Genomic DNA, 14,571 nt, shown 5'->3' with positions numbered 1-14,571 from the left:
CGCGGCCACGGCGACGATCTCATCACGCTGCGCGATCGTATGCAGGTGGCGTCGAGCCAAGCCTACAACGAACGGCTCCGAGAGATAGTGCGTTAGGCGGAGCCAGCGAGGCGCGCATGCGTCTGCTCGTCTTCGGCGCATCGGGTCGGACCGGCCAGGAAGTGATTCGACAAGCGGCGGCACGCGCGCGGCAAGTGACGGCGTTTGTCCGGCGGCCGGACAAGCTGCGCGCTGCGGCGGAATCGGTCTCGATCGTAACCGGGAACGTCGCCGACGCCGGCGCCGTCCACGCCGCGGTCGAGGGACACGACCACGTCGTCTGCGCCCTCGGCGTCGCTGCGCCGCTCAAACACGACGCCGACGTCATTGCCGGAATTCGGAACATCCTGAGCGCTATGGAGACGCAAGGTGTGCGCCGGCTGATTTACGTGTCCTTCATCGGTGTGCACGACAGTCGGCACGCCGTGGGATTCATCCTCCGATACATCGCGCCCATTCCGCTCCGTCACGAAATCCGCGATCACGAGGTCAAGGAAGAACTGGTGAGACAGAGCCCACTCGATTGGACCATCGTCAGGCCACCGAAGCTGACGACGGGCCCCCAAACCGGTCGATACCGGGTGGGTGAGAATATCAGGACGATCGCGCCGGTCCCCATGCTCTCGCGTGCGGACCTCGCCGATTTCATTCTGAAGGAGCTCGACCAGGCGCGGTTCATCCGCGGCAGCCCGCGGCTCCTCCGTTAGTCACACGTCGAAAGCGACCAGTGCGAAGGCCGATTCTCGTGGTCGCAGCTCGGCAGCTATTGACCTGCAAACGCAAATGACATCCTGTTGTTGCGCCGTTTCTGTTCTCGCGATCTCGTTCGCCGCGTCTGCACAAACGGCAACGCCGGCGCGCTGGATACTGACGCGGCGCGACGTGTCCGTGATCAGCGTTCCGGCTGATATTCGCGATAGTCTCGATGCTCTCGAGTACGACGACACGAGCGCCGTGCGCGGTGTAACGGTGGACCTGAATGGCGACGGCGCCAAGGAGTACATCATTCAATCGGCGCCGAGTTTGTGTGGGAACGGCGGATGCGTCTATGAAATTTTCGATGGTGCGAGTCACAAATCGTTGGGACAGGTGTTTGGCGGTACCCTTGTTGTCGGCGGGATGTCATCGCACGGTTTCCCCGGCATCGAAACCGTGAGTGCTTTGGGCGCAGAATCATCCACCGATGCGACATATACGTTCGATGGCCTAGCATACGAGGAATCGACGGCACGCGTCGTGAGCGGCGCGTCGCTGGACAGTCTCGTTCAGGCGTTGCAAGCGCTGCCTACCTTCCGTGATTTGCTAACGCGGCCGTGATGTCTACTGACGATGGATCGAACGGTTACGAAGAGGTGGCGGCGCAGTACATCTCCGGCCGCGGATCCGGTGGAACCATTGGCGTCCGACAGGTGCGCGACTGGGCGCGAACGGTCCGCGAAGGTGGCGTTGTCCTCGATCTCGGCTGCGGACCTGGGTATCCGGTCACCCAGGTGCTCATCGACGCTGGACTGACGGTGTACGGTGTGGACGCGTCGCCCAGCATGGTTGCTGCGATGCGCCAGCGGCTGCCCGGCGTCCAGGTCGCGTGCGAGCCGGTCGAAACGTCCAGGTTTTTCGGGCGGACGTTCGATGGCGCGATCGCATGGGGGCTCATGTTTCTTCTCCCTCCGGCGGTGCAGGAGCACCTGATCCACAAAGTCGCCGGCGTCCTCGCGCCCAACGGTAAGTTCGTGTTCAGTGCCCCGCGCCAGGCGGCCGTGTGGAACGACGCGATGACCGATCGTCCCTCGGTGTCGTTGGGCGCGGAGCGTTATCGGCGCGCGCTGGCGACCGCGGGTCTCGTGCTGCTTGGTGAAACGGAAGACGAGGGCGACAACTGCTATTTCATGGCATGCGCCCCATGACGCCGAGTCGATCCGCGCCGCGAACGCCCGCGCTCCGCCTCACGCGACGGTACGCATGAGGTCGCTAAGATCGAGCGACCTCCCATTACCGCGCCATTGCAGCCAGAACATCGGCACCCCCGCTCCCCCGATACCGTGAACAGCGGCAGAACCTGCTGTGAGCGTCTTCCGAAGGTTTCCACCCACAAAGTAGGCAAAAACTCCCCGATGGTCGTGGCGAAGCCTCCGCCCGTCGTGCATCTTGCGGACGGCCACCCAGGCGGGCGGCGCGAGGCCACCGTTAGGCGTCGCGTCGTGGCCGCGCGGCCGGGAGAGAAACCATGACGCACGCCACTGCGCCCAGATCCACCAGCGCCGCGATCCGCTCCGTCGCGCCGACATTTCTCGTCTCGGACATCGCCGCCACCGTGGACTGGTACGTCGCGAACCTCGGCTTCGAGCTGGCGGGAACGCACCCGGCGCAGCCGCCCTACGTGTTCGCCAGCATGATGCGGGGACCGGCCGAGATCATGCTGCTCGACCTCGCGGGCTACGGAAAGCCCGATCTTCGCTCGCAGCGTCCCGTCGGTCTGTGGGATGCATACATCCGCGTCGACGGCGTCACCGCGCTCTACGAGACGCTCGACGGCAAACCGTTCGTCCAGATGCCGCTCACCCACCAGCCATACCATGACTGGGAATTCGAAGTGCGCGACCCGAACGGCTACGTTCTCGTGTTCGGCGGCTCGCCGTGACCGCGCCGACGCCTAACTTCGACGACGTCAGCGTGGCCGCCATCCTCGCCCAGCGCAGCCGCGAGGATCGCAGCGAATTGCTCGACGATCTGGTGGCGATGCTGTCCGAAGTGGTGCCGGGATGCAAAGTGGAACGCGGCCTCATCCGCCGCCGTGTCACCGGCATCCGCCTGCCGGTGGGCAACACCGTGTTCGTGCTCCAGCGCGGCGCCAATGACGCCTACGAGGCGAGCCGCCAGCAACTCGTGCGCGGCGTCGTCATCCGCACCGATCCGCTCGAGATCGAGGAGTTTCTTATTGAGTTAGGCACCGCCCTCGACGCGGAGCTCAAACGCACCGAGCGCGGACGCGAGGCCATCCGCTCCTGGTTGAACACGAACAACCCGTAAATCCTCAAGGAGACGTGGGACATGCCCGACTACGTGCCAGGGTCCACCGCCAACCTGCCGCAAGGCGCCGCCCAACGGCTGCGCGCCATGCGCGGCGCCGGCGACCACCCGGCCTTCTTTACCAGCGACCTGTCGGTCGACGAATTCCTCCTCGTCGAACACGCCGGATTCGAAGCGTTAGGACTCGTCCTCGGCTCCTGCATCTATCACGTGGGTTTCCAGTGGCAGAAATGGAGCGTGAGCCAGGAGCTGCCCGTGCTCACCCGCGCGATGTACAGCGCGCGCGAACTGGCCATGACCCGCATGGAAGAAGAAGCCGACATCCTCGGCGCCGATGGCATCGTCGGCGTGCGCCTCGTGTTCAAAGAGTACGCGATGGATGAAGGCGTGCTGGAATTCCAGGCCGTCGGCACGGCCATCCGCCACCGCACGAGCGCCGGCAGCATGCGCACCAAAGACAACCGCCCGTTCACCTCGGATTTGAGCGGCCAGGACCTGTGGAAACTCGTGCGCGGCGGCTATCGCCCCGTGAGCCTGTCCATGGGCGCCTGCGTCTATCACATCGCACACATGAGCTTCATGCAGGCCCTCAAGCAGGTCGGACGCAACCAGGAGATGACCATCTACACCGAAGCCACCTACGCCGCTCGCGAGCTGGCCCTCGAACGGATGCAAGCCGAGGCGGTTGCGCGGGGCGGCGCCGGAGTCGTGGGCGCGCGCGTCGAAGAGTCGAATTGGGGCTGGGGCTCCAACGCAATCGAGTTCTTCGCCGTCGGCACCGCGGTGGCGCCGATCGCCGGCGGAGCGCAGCAGGACGAGCTCGAAGCCGTCCAGCGCGTCGTCACGTACGACAGCACGTCGTGACCGCTCCGTGCCGCCCTTCATCTCTTTCACTTCCGTCATCATGTATCGTGCAATCCGCGCCGTCGCGTTCGGCGGCGCGCTCCTGCTGCTCGCGGCCACCCGCCTAACGGCGCAAGACTCCGCGCAGGCCAAGCCGACGTTCGTCGACGGCATGGCGCAGATCGTCCCCGCGTTCGCCGATTCATCCACCTGGATCCGCCAGGATCTGTGGGTAGAAACCGGCTTCGACAGCGATCATGATGGCAAACCCGATCGCGTCCATGTCGATGTCACGCGCCCGCGACAGACCGACACCCAAGGCCTCAAGGTCGCCGTCATCTACGGCTCGAGCCCGTACTACGCCGGCGTCTCGCGCGACCAGGTCGACTGGGACGTGCACCAGGAGCTCAACGCCACGCCGAAGCCGCGCGCCCACATGGAGTCGGCGCCGTACAACGGCAGCCGCACGCGCATCTCCAACGAGATGGTGAACGAGTGGGTGCCGCGCGGATTCGCCGTCGTACACTCCGAAGCGCCCGGCACCGGCCGCTCCCAAGGCTGCCCAACGGTCGGCGATACGCCGGAACGCACCGCGATGAAGTACGTCGTCGACTGGCTCAACGGCCGCGCCAAAGGCTACACCACCGAAACCGGATCCGAGGAAGTGCGGGCCACATGGTCCACCGGCAAAGTCGGCATGATGGGCACGTCGTACGAGGGCACGCTCCCGCTCGCCGCCGCGACCACCGGTGTCGCGGGCCTCGAGGTCGTGATTCCCGTTTCGCCTAACACATCGTACTACCATTACTACCGGTCCAACGGGCTGGTCCGCTCGCCCGGCGGCTATCTCGGTGAAGACGTCGATGTCCTCTACGATTTCATCGCCAGCGGCGACACCGCCGATCGCGCGACGTGCGAGCGCCTGTACAAGAACGGCATCTTCGCCGGGCAGAACGGACAGGACCGCATCACCGGCGACTACAATGACTTCTGGGAGAAGCGCGACCTGCTCCCATGGATAAAGAACATCAAGGCCGCCGTGCTCCTCGCGCACGGACTCAACGACTACAACGTCGTCCCGGAACACAGCGTTCGCATCTACAACGAGATGAAAAAGGACGGACTGCCCGTCTCGTTGTACCTGCACCAGGGCGGACACGGCGGGAACCCGCCCGCGGACATGGTCAATCGCTGGTTCAGCCACTACCTGTACGGCGTCGACAACGGCGTCGAGCACGATCCACCCGTGTGGATCGTGCAGGACTCTGCCTCGCAAGCGCCCGACGCACTCATCGCGGCCGCGAAAACGCGCCAGGATTCCACGCGACGAGCCGAAGGCTTGGGCGGCGAACAGATCGCCGAGGCGGCGCCGGCCGGTCGCCGGCGGCGGCGTCCCGCCGGACCGCCCACGCCGTTCGCCTCGTTTCCCGTGCCGGGATCGGAACCGGTGCGCGTGTATCCCGAGGGCGGCGGCACAGGCACGGGCACGCTCGGCTTCTCCGCGCCTAACGGAAAAGAACGGCTGGTGGACGACGTCGATTTCAGCGGCAGCGCCGATGCCAGCATGGCGACCTCGGACCACCGCCTGCTCTATGCGTCGCCGGTGCTGACCGACACCGTGCACATCTCCGGCACGCCGCGCGTCACGCTCCGCATCGCATCCAGCAAGCCGGCGGCCAATCTCAGCGTGTGGCTCGTTCTGCTCCCGTACGACTCGACCGACGTCGGATCACAGAGCCACGCGGGCCTCATCTCGCGCGGGTGGGCCGATCCGCAGAACTACACGTCCCTCACCGCGGGCGGCAACTACGACGCCGAGCGGCCAGGCGAGAAGCTCGTGCCCGGCAGGTTCTACGATCTCACGTTCGACCTGGAGCCGGACGATGAATTCGTTCCGGCCGGCAAACGGTTCGCCCTGATGATCATGTCGAGCGACCGCGAGTTCACGTTGTGGCCGGAGCCGGGCACGGAGCTCACCGTGGACGTCGCGCACTCATCGGTCTCGATACCGGTGGTGGGCGGCCGCGCCGCGCTCAGGGCCGCCGGGATGCCTTGAGCGCATCGCTCGAAGTCTCGTATGAAAGTCGAGCGAGCCGACGCCCGGAGCTCCAGTTAGGCGCTGAGAAGCGCGACCGCGTCACGGGCATCGGCAACAGCGCCTAACCGCTCGAAGCTCGTTGCCGCCGCGTGCAGCTCGAGCTCCGCATCTTCGCTGTTTCCGCAGGCGCGGTAAGCGCGGCCCAATAGCACGCGGGACCGCGCCGCGTCGTACGGCAGGTCGCAGTCCTTGGCCAGCTTCCACGCGCGCCGCAGGCTCGCCGCGGCCTTGGCCGGCGCGTTTTCGCCTAACTCGACCAGCCCGCGCGCCAGCGCCGCGTGCGCCGCCAGCGCCGGCGACCCGTAGGCCGCGGCGATCGACGCCAGCTCGTCCGCCGCGGCGCGCGCCGCCGCCGTGTCGCCGGCCGCGAACGCGGCCTGCGCCTGGGCCGGCAAGTGCTTCGCCCGGTCTAACGGAGCGAGCAGCGGATCGGACAGCGCCCGCTCGAGCAGCGCCCGCGCACTCTCCGTGCGACCCTGCGCCAGACGCAACAGCGCCAAACCCGGCAGCGGATCTCTGCCCAGCTCGTGCGCCTGGCGGAACAGCTGGTCCGCCGTCTCGAAGTCGCCCATGTGCAGACGGATCTGCCCGAGCTCGTAATACGCTTCCGCAGTCGCATCGCTCAGGAAATCCTGCAGCTCGGTCGACGCCCGCCGCGCTTCGATCTCCGCTTCGTTCCACGACCCGCGCAGCCGCAGCAGCTCGGCCCGATGCACCCGGCAGATACCCGGATACCCGGCCTGCGGATGCGGCTCGCACCAGCGGCGCGCGGCCTCGTTCCATTCCGACGCGCGCCGATAGTCCGCGAGCTTCTCGCACGTGCTCATCATATTGCAGAAGATGCGACCGGTCGTGCGCGGACCGAGCTGCCCGCTCGTCGCCGCCGCCATCGCTTCGTCGATCGCCGCCATGCCTTCGGCCACATTCCCGCGCGACACGAGAATCCGACCACAGTCCTGCAGCGCCAACGCCTGCAGGTCGCGCGCGTGCAGCCGGCGTCCGATCTCCAGCGCGCGCTGCGCCAGAGCCCACGCCTTGTCCGCATCGCGATCCTCTTCGAGCGCCAACATTGCTCGCGTGCGCGCCATCCATCCATGCTCGATGGACTCGGGCGCCGCTTCCAGATGGCGTTCGGCACGCTGCAACCATCCATGCGCCACGGATCGTGCCAGCTTGTGGAAGTAGTCTTCAGCGACGGCCGTGGCGACGGCGGCAGCGCGCGGGTGATCCTCGCGCTCGAGGTAGCACTCGTACGCGCGCTCGCGCGCTCGAATGCAGGCCTCGCTCTTGCCCACCCACCATGCGGCTTCCGCCAACGCCTCGAGGTGCTCGGCGGCGAGGGGGCGCATCGCGTCGGCGGCAGTGAGCGCGTCGAACGCTTCGTGCCAGTTGCATCGCTCGATCGCGTCGAGCGCGGACTGGAGTCGGTCGCCGCCGCCATCCGGACGCCCCGATGCGGCGTCGCCTAACTGGTTAGGCGGCGTGGCGGTCACGCCCCGCGCCGGCGTGCCTGACGCCAGCTCGTCGAGCAACGGCACGAACGACTCGACCGTCTGCCAGCGCTCGGCCGGATCCTTCTCGAGGCATCGCATGACGAGGAGCGCCAGCCGCGCCGGCGCGTCCGGCCGCCGGATCGTCAGCGGATCCGGCTGTTCGGTCATGTGCGCGATGAGGAGCCTCGGTCCGACGAGATCGGCGAACGGCGGACGGCCGGTCAACATCTCGTAGGCCACCACGCCCACGGCGTAGATGTCCGCGCGCGCATCCACGTCGGTGTCGCCGGCCAGCTGCTCCGGCGCCATGTAGCCCGGCGTGCCGAGCCCCATGCCCGTGACCGTTAGGCGCTCGGCCGGCGTGGCGAGGGTCGCTTGCTCGACCGCGCGGGCGATGCCGAAGTCGGCCAGGATCGCATGGCCGTGCTGCAGGAAAATGTTGTCGGGCTTGAGGTCCCGGTGCACGATGCCTAACGCATGGGCGAAGGCCAGCGCGTCGGCTACGGCGCGCAGCAGCCGAACCGCCTCGTCGATGGGCAGCGCGCCGCGCTGCGCGATGCGCCGGCGCAGCGACTCATCGCCCACGAACGGCGAGATGTAGTACAGCAGTCCGTCGCGCGCCCCCGCCGAGAGCACCGGCAGAATGTGCGGATGCTGCAGCTTCGCCGTGACCAGAATCTCGCGCTGGAAGCGCTGCGCGCTGGCTTCGCTCGTGAGCTCCGGCGGCAGCAGCTTCACGACCACCGGACGGTCGAGCGACCGCTCCGTGGCCAGAAACAGCCGGCTCATCCCACCGGGCGTCAGCTCGCGCTCGATGGCATAGCTGTCGCCGAGGGCGCTCTGGAGCCGATCGTGAAGTGCAGTCGACACAGCAAAACGTCCCGTGGCGAGGAGTTCCTACTTAGCCGGTCATGCGAGCACGGTCAAGCAAACGTCAACCGAAGAGCTCACCGCGCCTGTTTCACGGGCCAATCGATTGGTTTCTTGTCCTTCGCGGCCTCGTGATAGTGAATCGCAACCGGCTTCTGGCCAACGACCATGGCGAACTGGATCCACCCGCGAGCGCACTGCTTGGGCTTGAGCGGCGTGATCTCGAGGTTGGGCTGCTTTGCGGTGCCGCTCGAGCCGATCACCGAGCCGTCCGCAAGGTGAAGTTGGAACCACGACGGGAATGCAAAGGTACTCGGGGGTGCGTTGCTGCTTGCGCACACCTCCACGTCGGCCACCACGTTGCTGATCGGCGTCGGCCAGGAGATCGAATAGATCGTGACGGTCTGACCGCTCTGGGTGATCCGTCGGTCCGGCGCCTGTTGCGCGGCGAGATGAGCGCAGGGCAGAAACACGAACGCAGCAACGAGTCCGTTCATGCGCATGAGAGGTCCTGTGTGAGATGGTCACGTCTGTTCAGGGTCGCCTTCGAACCGGCGACCGGAAATTGCACGCGCCGGATTCTGCCTCACAAGAGGCGCGACGCAACCGTACCCCTGATTATCGTTGAGCCATGACACCGATGAACCGCCGCGAGGCGCTCAAGTTGGCGGTCGCGCTGGGCGCGTCCCTGGCGTGGGCGCCACGCATTCCTCACCTCGCGAAGCCGTCCTGGCCGGAGCGCCGCGATCTGTTTCCGCAAGGCGTCGCATCCGGCGATCCGTATCCCGACAGCGTGATGATCTGGACCCGCCGCCCGCCGGTGGGCGACGACATCGCATCGCGCCTAACCGCGCAGGTTGCCGAAGACATCGCCTTCCGTTCGGTGGTCGCCGAGTCGATCGTGGCGATCTCGGAGGACGCGGACTGGACGTGCCGCGTGCTGGCCGCCGGCCTCAAGCCCCGCCGCGAGTACTGGTACCGGTTCATCGACGATCACGGCAATGCGAGTCGTGTGGGCCGCACGCTCACGGCGCCCGACGAGCACGACACGAAGCCGCTCAACTTCGCGTTCGCGTCGTGCCAGAACGTGCAACAGGGATCGTGCAACGCGTATCGGCGCATGATCTGGGACGACGCACGCAGCGCGCTCGACGATCGGCTGAGCTTCGTGCTGCACCTGGGCGATTTCGTGTACGAGATCGTCTGGTATCCCGAGGATCGTCCGCAGGGCATGTACGACCGTCGCATCCGCGACATCGTGCGCTATCCTGAAGGCGAAAAGCACGCCGACTTTCACGTGCCGACGACTGTGCATGGATATCGTGCGTTGTATCGCGCATATCTCGCCGATCCCGATCTGCAGGATGCGCGTGCACGGTGGCCGTTCATCTGCATGTGGGACAACCACGAGTTTTCGTGGAAGGGATGGCAGAGCCAGGAGAATTTCGGCCATGGCGTCGTGCCCGCGCAGACGCGGAAGGTGGCCGCCGCCGAGGCGTGGTGGGACTACCAGCCCGCGCGCGTGGTGAAGTCCGGCCCGGGCGGCATGAACACGTTCACGGCGCCGGTGGTGCGCGACGCTCCGTTAGGTCGGTTCGACTCGCACGGTTTGGGCGAGGACCCGGCGAACCTCGCGGCGATCGGCGCGCTCACGCTGTACCGGACGTTCAAGTTGGGCGCGCACGTCGAGCTCGTGCTGACCGACAACCGGTCGTACCGGTCGGAGCCGCTGACCGACCGGCCCGAGTGGGCGCCGTTCCGCCAGCATGCCGTTCCGTTCTTCGAGTCCGAGGACGCGTTGACGGTGCTCGACGCGGGCCGCGACGCGAACGAGGGCACGCCGCCGGCGGCGATCGACGTCGGCGGGACCTCGCTGCCGAACCCGCGACGCGCTTCGCCGCCCGGTACGATCCTCGGCATGCGGCAGCGTGCGTGGTTCCTCGAGCATCTGCGCGTATCGCAGGCGCCGTGGAAGATCTGGGGCAATTCGATCGGCTCGCTCGACTGGCGCACCGATCTGCAGCACCTGCCGCCCGCGAATGGCGCCCGGTGGACCGCGGCGGGATACGGGGTGATCACGCAGGACGACTGGTCCGCGTACCGCACCGAGCGCAACGCGATTCTCGACGCGGTGAAGTCGAACGGCATTTCGGGATTCGTATCGCTTGCCGGCGACCGGCACGCCTTCACGGCCGGTCGCATGTCCACGCATCTGCCGCCCGAGAAGTTCCAGCCGGTCGGTGTGGAGTTCATCACGGGATCGATCTCAGCGCCTGGGCTGGCGGAAGCGGCGAAATACGTCATTCCCGAGAACCATCCATATCGCGGGCTGTATTTGCAGAACACGCCGGATGGATCCACCGCGACCATCAACGCCGCGCTGCGGCACGGCGTGAAAACATGTCTCGTGCTGCGGGAGGGCGGGGACATTCCGCACGCGCTCGCGGCGAGCAACCCGGACGTGGCGCCGCATCTGTCGTTCGTCGATCTCGCCGGCCACGGGTACGCGACGGTGCGTGCGACTGCGGACGCGCTGGACGTCGTGTTCGTGTGCGTGCCGCGTCCCATCGAGCGCGCGCCCACCGATGATGGCGGCCCCGTGCTCTACCGGGTGGCGCACCACGTTCCCCAATGGCGCGCCGGCGACACGCCGCAGCTCGTGCGGCAGGATCTCGCCGGCGTCCCGCCGCTCTTCGCCTAACGAGACCGTCCGTTGGACGCGCCGATGACGTTCGCCACGGCGCGCATGTCGGCAAAGAACTCGCGCTCCGCGCGTGCGCGCTCGTTAGGCGGCGCGCGCAGCACGGCCGAGGGATGCACGGTCGCCACGACCGCGTCCGCGTATTCGGATGGGACCGGCGTGCCGCGATGTTTGGTGACGCGAAACTGCGTGCCGAGCAGTGAGCGCGCCGCCGTGGCGCCCAACAGGACGATAACGCGCGGCTTCGTCAGGCGAATTTCCTCGAGCAGCCACGGCCGGCAGGCGCGCATCTCGCTGTCGCGCGGCTTCTTGTGGATGCGCCGCGCGCTTTTCTCGCCGCGCTCGTACTTGAAGTGCTTGACCGCGTTGGTCACGTACACGGTGTCGCGGTCGATGCCCGCCGCCTCGAGCGCCGCGTCGAGCACGCGGCCGGACGGCCCGACGAACGGGTGACCCGCCTTTTCCTCCTGGTCGCCCGGCTGCTCGCCCACCAGCATCACCGCGGCCCTGCGCGGCCCTTCGCCGAAGACGGTGCGCCCGCAGGTCCACAGGTCGCAGCCACGGCATCGCGCGGCCGCCGTGCGCAGCCGGGCGAGCGTCGGGCGCGGCGGAATGAAAGCGGCGGCGGACGCCGCATGCCTAACGGCGGAGGGCGATCCGCTCCCAGGCATCGCGCACCGCGTCCTTGACGTGATCCCAGGTGCCGCCGCCGCGGTGTTCTTCCCGTTCCCACCCGGCGCGCGCGTCGTCCTCGATGTCGCCCCACCGATGTCCGTGATACCGCACCGTGCACTCGGCGCCGTAGCGATAGGCTGGCCAGTAATACTCAAACGTTTGATCGGCGAGCGCATACGGCCGCGCGAGCCAGTGGTCGCGCCAGTAGCGTTCCTCGGCGTTCAGATCGAGCTGATCGTTGGTGGCGCCGAATCCCTGCGTGGGGTTCACGTCGCGGTTGGACATTGATTCCTCCTGTGTCAGTCGGCAGGGTGGCATCAGAGTTCCTCCACCGTGCTCGTCATACGCGCGCTTGCGTCGCGGACTTCGAGCGATGCGTGATGCGCAGAGAGGATGCCACCGGGCGGCAGCGGCGCGGTGCGCTCGACGGATTCTGGCTGCCGGCAACCACGCGGGCGGCGATCGCGCCGAGCCCATTGTCCGACGCATCTGAGAGTTTCTGCCTACAAAGTAGGCAAAAACTCTCCGAGAGCCGTCGCAGGCGACCTCGAGGCGGAACATATTAGCGAGGTGATACTAAATCGCGTGTTGGTTTATCCGTCTGTGTCCGTCCCTGCCCGCGCTCTGTCCGCCCTTACAACTGATCAGTTCGCTTGCCAGCTGTCAGAACGTGGCGGGACTCCTGGCATTCGGACGGCGAAACGCTAAGTTCGGCAGACTCACACAAACATCTCTCCCCGAGGATCCCCTATGCGATTCGTGCGTCAAGCGCGCCGAGTGATGCCGTCATCGACGACACTGGCGACAGGCGTCGCGCTACTGTCGGTCATGGCGTGCGCGTCATCGACGTCCCAAATGGCGTCCAGCTCGTCCGCGCCGGTGTCCATAAGCCGCTCCAAGGACGCCGGTCCGCCAAATCCAGATCCGCGTGTCGGCCTCAAGCCGGGACTGTACGACGCGGGTGTCGCGACTTGGAACATGAAGCTCGTATCTACGACACCGCCGACCGGTCAGTTCCTGCACAGCACGAACAGTGACCTGGCGTTCACGGGCCACTACGCGATCCAGGGCAATTACAACGGGTTCCAGGTGTGGGACATCACGGATCCCGCCCACCCTGTGCTCACGAAGGGTTATTTCTGCCCGGCGTCGCAAAGCGACGTGTCGGTGTACCGCAACCTGTTGTTCGTGTCGGCCGAAGGTCAGGGCGGACGGCTCGACTGCGGCGGCGAGGGCGTGAAGGACACGGTGAGCACGGAGCGCGTCCGCGGTCTTCGCATTTTCGACATCAGCGACATCTCGAATCCGAAGTACATCGCCAACGTGCAGACGTGCCGCGGGTCGCACACGCACACGGTGCTGGTGGATCCCAAGGACACGGCCGACGTCTACGTGTACATCTCCGGATCGGCCGGCGTCCGCTCGCCTAACGAGCTCGCCGGCTGCTCGCGCTTGAAGCCGACCGACGACCCGAACTCGGCGCTGTTCCGGATCGAGGTCATCAAGGTTCCGTTGGCCAATCCGGAGCAGGCGGCCATCGTGAGCTCGCCGCGCATCTTCAACGATCTCGTCGCCCCGCAGCATCACGGCGAGGCGCCCGCGGACAAAGCGGCGATCGAGGAAGCGCGCGCCAAGGGAGCCTTCATCGTGAACATTCCGGTCCTGGGCGAAGAGATGGTCATGCCGCCCCGGTTCGTGAATCCGATGCTGGACAGCGTCGTCAAGGCGCGCGGCGGGACAGGCGCACCAACCGCTGCCGACAGCGCCGCGTTGCGCGAAGCGCTGCCGGGTCTGATCGCGAAGATGTTCGGAGCGAACGCGGGCAGCGGTCCGCGTCCCGGCCCAACGCAATGCCATGACATCACGGTGTATCCGGCCATCGGATTCGCCGGCGGCGCGTGTGAAGGCTACGGGATGCTGCTCGACATCCACGACCCCGAGCATCCCGTGCGTCTCTACGCCGCGTCCGACTCCAACTTCTCCTACTGGCACTCGGCGACGTTCAACAACGACGGCACCAAGCTGTTGTTCTCCGATGAATGGGGCGGCGGCGGCCAGCCCAAGTGCCGTGCGACCGATCCCAAGCAGTGGGGCGGCGACGCGATTTTCTCGATCGAAGGGAACGCGCTGCACTTCCAGAGCTACTACAAGATGTCCGCGCCGCAGACGTCGTTCGAGAATTGCGTCGCGCACAACGGCTCGCTCATTCCGATCCCGGGCCGCGATGTGATGGTGCAGTCCTGGTACCAGGGCGGAATTTCGGTGTTCGACTTCACCGATGCCGCGCATCCCAGGGAGATCGCGTTCTTCGACCGCGGGCCGATCAACGGCACGCGGATGGAAGACGGCGGCACGTGGTCGGCGTACTGGTACAACGGCGTGATCGTGAGCTCGGAAATCGCGCGCGGTCTCGACGTCCTCGAGTTGACGCCCAGCCCGCTGCTCACGCAGAACGAAATCGATGCGGCGAAGTCGGTGCACCTGACGTATCTCAACGTGCAGGGTCAGCCCAAGTACACGTGGCCGCCCAGCTTCGCGCTGGCGCGCGCGTACGTCGACCAGCTCGAGCGGTCGAACGGCCTGTCGGCGGACCAGCTCAAGTCCGTTCGCCAGTCGTTAGGCAGCGCCGAGCAGGCGTCGGGGGACTCGAGGAAAACGGCGTTGACGCAGCTCGCGTCGCAGATCGAGGGCGATGCGAACGGCTCGTCGGACGCCGCTAAGGTGCACACCCTGGCGTCGGCGGTGCGGGATCTGGCGGGCGGCGGGATGTAATCGCGGGTGCCTAACGCCACGCTTCGTCCGCTGAAGCGTGCAAACGACCCGGT

The 14,571-nt window shown here is 66.7% G+C and carries 13 protein-coding genes; 9 read left to right on the top strand and 4 right to left on the bottom strand.

Annotation, left to right across the window (positions count from 1 at the left end):
• Nucleotides 1-116: 116 nt before the first annotated feature.
• From VFW04_09665 to VFW04_09635, 7 genes are all read left to right on the top strand, one after another.
• Nucleotides 117-746 (top strand): NAD(P)H-binding protein, encoded by a 630-nt coding sequence (locus VFW04_09665; GenBank protein HEX5179586.1) that lies wholly within the window; start codon nucleotides 117-119, stop codon nucleotides 744-746.
• Between the two features lie 181 nt (nucleotides 747-927).
• Nucleotides 928-1,356 (top strand): hypothetical protein, encoded by a 429-nt coding sequence (locus tag VFW04_09660; GenBank protein HEX5179585.1) that lies wholly within the window; start codon nucleotides 928-930, stop codon nucleotides 1,354-1,356.
• On the top strand, nucleotides 1,356-1,943 hold the full coding sequence (locus VFW04_09655) for a class I SAM-dependent methyltransferase (GenBank protein HEX5179584.1): 588 nt from the start codon (nucleotides 1,356-1,358) through the stop codon (nucleotides 1,941-1,943). The genes VFW04_09660 and VFW04_09655 overlap by 1 nt, the downstream gene beginning before the upstream one ends.
• A gap of 320 nt (nucleotides 1,944-2,263) precedes the next feature.
• Nucleotides 2,264-2,677 carry a VOC family protein gene (locus tag VFW04_09650; GenBank protein ID HEX5179583.1) on the top strand — a complete coding sequence of 138 codons (414 nt, stop codon included), beginning with the start codon at nucleotides 2,264-2,266 and terminating at the stop codon, nucleotides 2,675-2,677.
• Nucleotides 2,674-3,066 (top strand): hypothetical protein, encoded by a 393-nt coding sequence (locus VFW04_09645; GenBank protein HEX5179582.1) that lies wholly within the window; start codon nucleotides 2,674-2,676, stop codon nucleotides 3,064-3,066. Before VFW04_09650 ends, VFW04_09645 begins: the two co-directional genes overlap by 4 nt.
• Before the next feature lie 21 nt (nucleotides 3,067-3,087).
• The gene (locus VFW04_09640) at nucleotides 3,088-3,930 is read left to right on the top strand and encodes a heavy metal-binding domain-containing protein (protein ID HEX5179581.1); all 843 of its coding nucleotides are present in this window, start codon (nucleotides 3,088-3,090) and stop codon (nucleotides 3,928-3,930) included.
• 40 nt (nucleotides 3,931-3,970) lie between these two features.
• Nucleotides 3,971-5,965, top strand: coding sequence for a Xaa-Pro dipeptidyl-peptidase (locus VFW04_09635; protein HEX5179580.1), 1,995 nt, complete (start codon nucleotides 3,971-3,973; stop codon nucleotides 5,963-5,965).
• A gap of 56 nt (nucleotides 5,966-6,021) precedes the next feature.
• On the opposite strand, the gene VFW04_09630 is transcribed toward VFW04_09635, so the two are convergent.
• Entirely contained in the window at nucleotides 6,022-8,370 is a 2,349-nt protein-coding gene (locus tag VFW04_09630; GenBank protein ID HEX5179579.1) for a serine/threonine-protein kinase, read from the bottom strand.
• Between the two features lie 77 nt (nucleotides 8,371-8,447).
• Complete coding sequence (locus VFW04_09625) at nucleotides 8,448-8,873, bottom strand: hypothetical protein (protein ID HEX5179578.1); 426 nt, start codon at nucleotides 8,871-8,873, stop codon at nucleotides 8,448-8,450.
• A gap of 128 nt (nucleotides 8,874-9,001) precedes the next feature.
• On the opposite strand from VFW04_09625, the gene VFW04_09620 reads away from it, so the two are divergent.
• Nucleotides 9,002-11,071: an alkaline phosphatase D family protein gene (locus VFW04_09620; protein ID HEX5179577.1), complete on the top strand. Its 2,070-nt coding sequence runs from the start codon at nucleotides 9,002-9,004 to the stop codon at nucleotides 11,069-11,071.
• Here VFW04_09620 and VFW04_09615 read toward each other — a convergent pair.
• Nucleotides 11,068-11,742 carry a UdgX family uracil-DNA binding protein gene (locus VFW04_09615; GenBank protein ID HEX5179576.1) on the bottom strand — a complete coding sequence of 225 codons (675 nt, stop codon included), beginning with the start codon at nucleotides 11,740-11,742 and terminating at the stop codon, nucleotides 11,068-11,070. The genes VFW04_09620 and VFW04_09615 overlap by 4 nt on opposite strands.
• The gene (locus VFW04_09610; GenBank protein HEX5179575.1) at nucleotides 11,711-12,031 is read right to left on the bottom strand and encodes a hypothetical protein; all 321 of its coding nucleotides are present in this window, start codon (nucleotides 12,029-12,031) and stop codon (nucleotides 11,711-11,713) included. The genes VFW04_09615 and VFW04_09610 overlap by 32 nt, the downstream gene beginning before the upstream one ends.
• 693 nt (nucleotides 12,032-12,724) lie before the next feature.
• Between VFW04_09610 and VFW04_09605 the strand changes: the two genes are divergently transcribed.
• Nucleotides 12,725-14,518, top strand: coding sequence for a hypothetical protein (locus tag VFW04_09605; protein HEX5179574.1), 1,794 nt, complete (start codon nucleotides 12,725-12,727; stop codon nucleotides 14,516-14,518).
• Nucleotides 14,519-14,571: the final 53 nt, after the last annotated feature.

Source organism: Gemmatimonadaceae bacterium (assembly GCA_036273715.1).
Taxonomy (GTDB): Bacteria; Gemmatimonadota; Gemmatimonadetes; order Gemmatimonadales; family Gemmatimonadaceae; genus JADGGM01.
The sequence above is the reverse complement of the archived record's forward strand: the minus strand, read 5'-3'. Positions and strand labels throughout refer to the sequence as shown.

What these genes read in the sequence shown, in the direction of transcription:
- VFW04_09655 (HEX5179584.1), top strand. Translation starts at nt 1,356, where the DNA reads ATGTCTACTGACGATGGATCGAACGGTTACGAAGAGGTGGCGGCGCAG.
- VFW04_09615 (HEX5179576.1), bottom strand. Translation starts at nt 11,742, where the DNA reads ATGCCTGGGAGCGGATCGCCCTCCGCCGTTAGGCATGCGGCGTCCGCC.
- VFW04_09620 (HEX5179577.1), top strand. Translation starts at nt 9,002, where the DNA reads ATGACACCGATGAACCGCCGCGAGGCGCTCAAGTTGGCGGTCGCGCTG.
- VFW04_09640 (HEX5179581.1), top strand. Translation starts at nt 3,088, where the DNA reads ATGCCCGACTACGTGCCAGGGTCCACCGCCAACCTGCCGCAAGGCGCC.
- VFW04_09625 (HEX5179578.1), bottom strand. Translation starts at nt 8,873, where the DNA reads ATGCGCATGAACGGACTCGTTGCTGCGTTCGTGTTTCTGCCCTGCGCT.
- VFW04_09665 (HEX5179586.1), top strand. Translation starts at nt 117, where the DNA reads ATGCGTCTGCTCGTCTTCGGCGCATCGGGTCGGACCGGCCAGGAAGTG.
- VFW04_09635 (HEX5179580.1), top strand. Translation starts at nt 3,971, where the DNA reads ATGTATCGTGCAATCCGCGCCGTCGCGTTCGGCGGCGCGCTCCTGCTG.
- VFW04_09650 (HEX5179583.1), top strand. Translation starts at nt 2,264, where the DNA reads ATGACGCACGCCACTGCGCCCAGATCCACCAGCGCCGCGATCCGCTCC.
- VFW04_09610 (HEX5179575.1), bottom strand. Translation starts at nt 12,031, where the DNA reads ATGTCCAACCGCGACGTGAACCCCACGCAGGGATTCGGCGCCACCAAC.
- VFW04_09605 (HEX5179574.1), top strand. Translation starts at nt 12,725, where the DNA reads ATGAAGCTCGTATCTACGACACCGCCGACCGGTCAGTTCCTGCACAGC.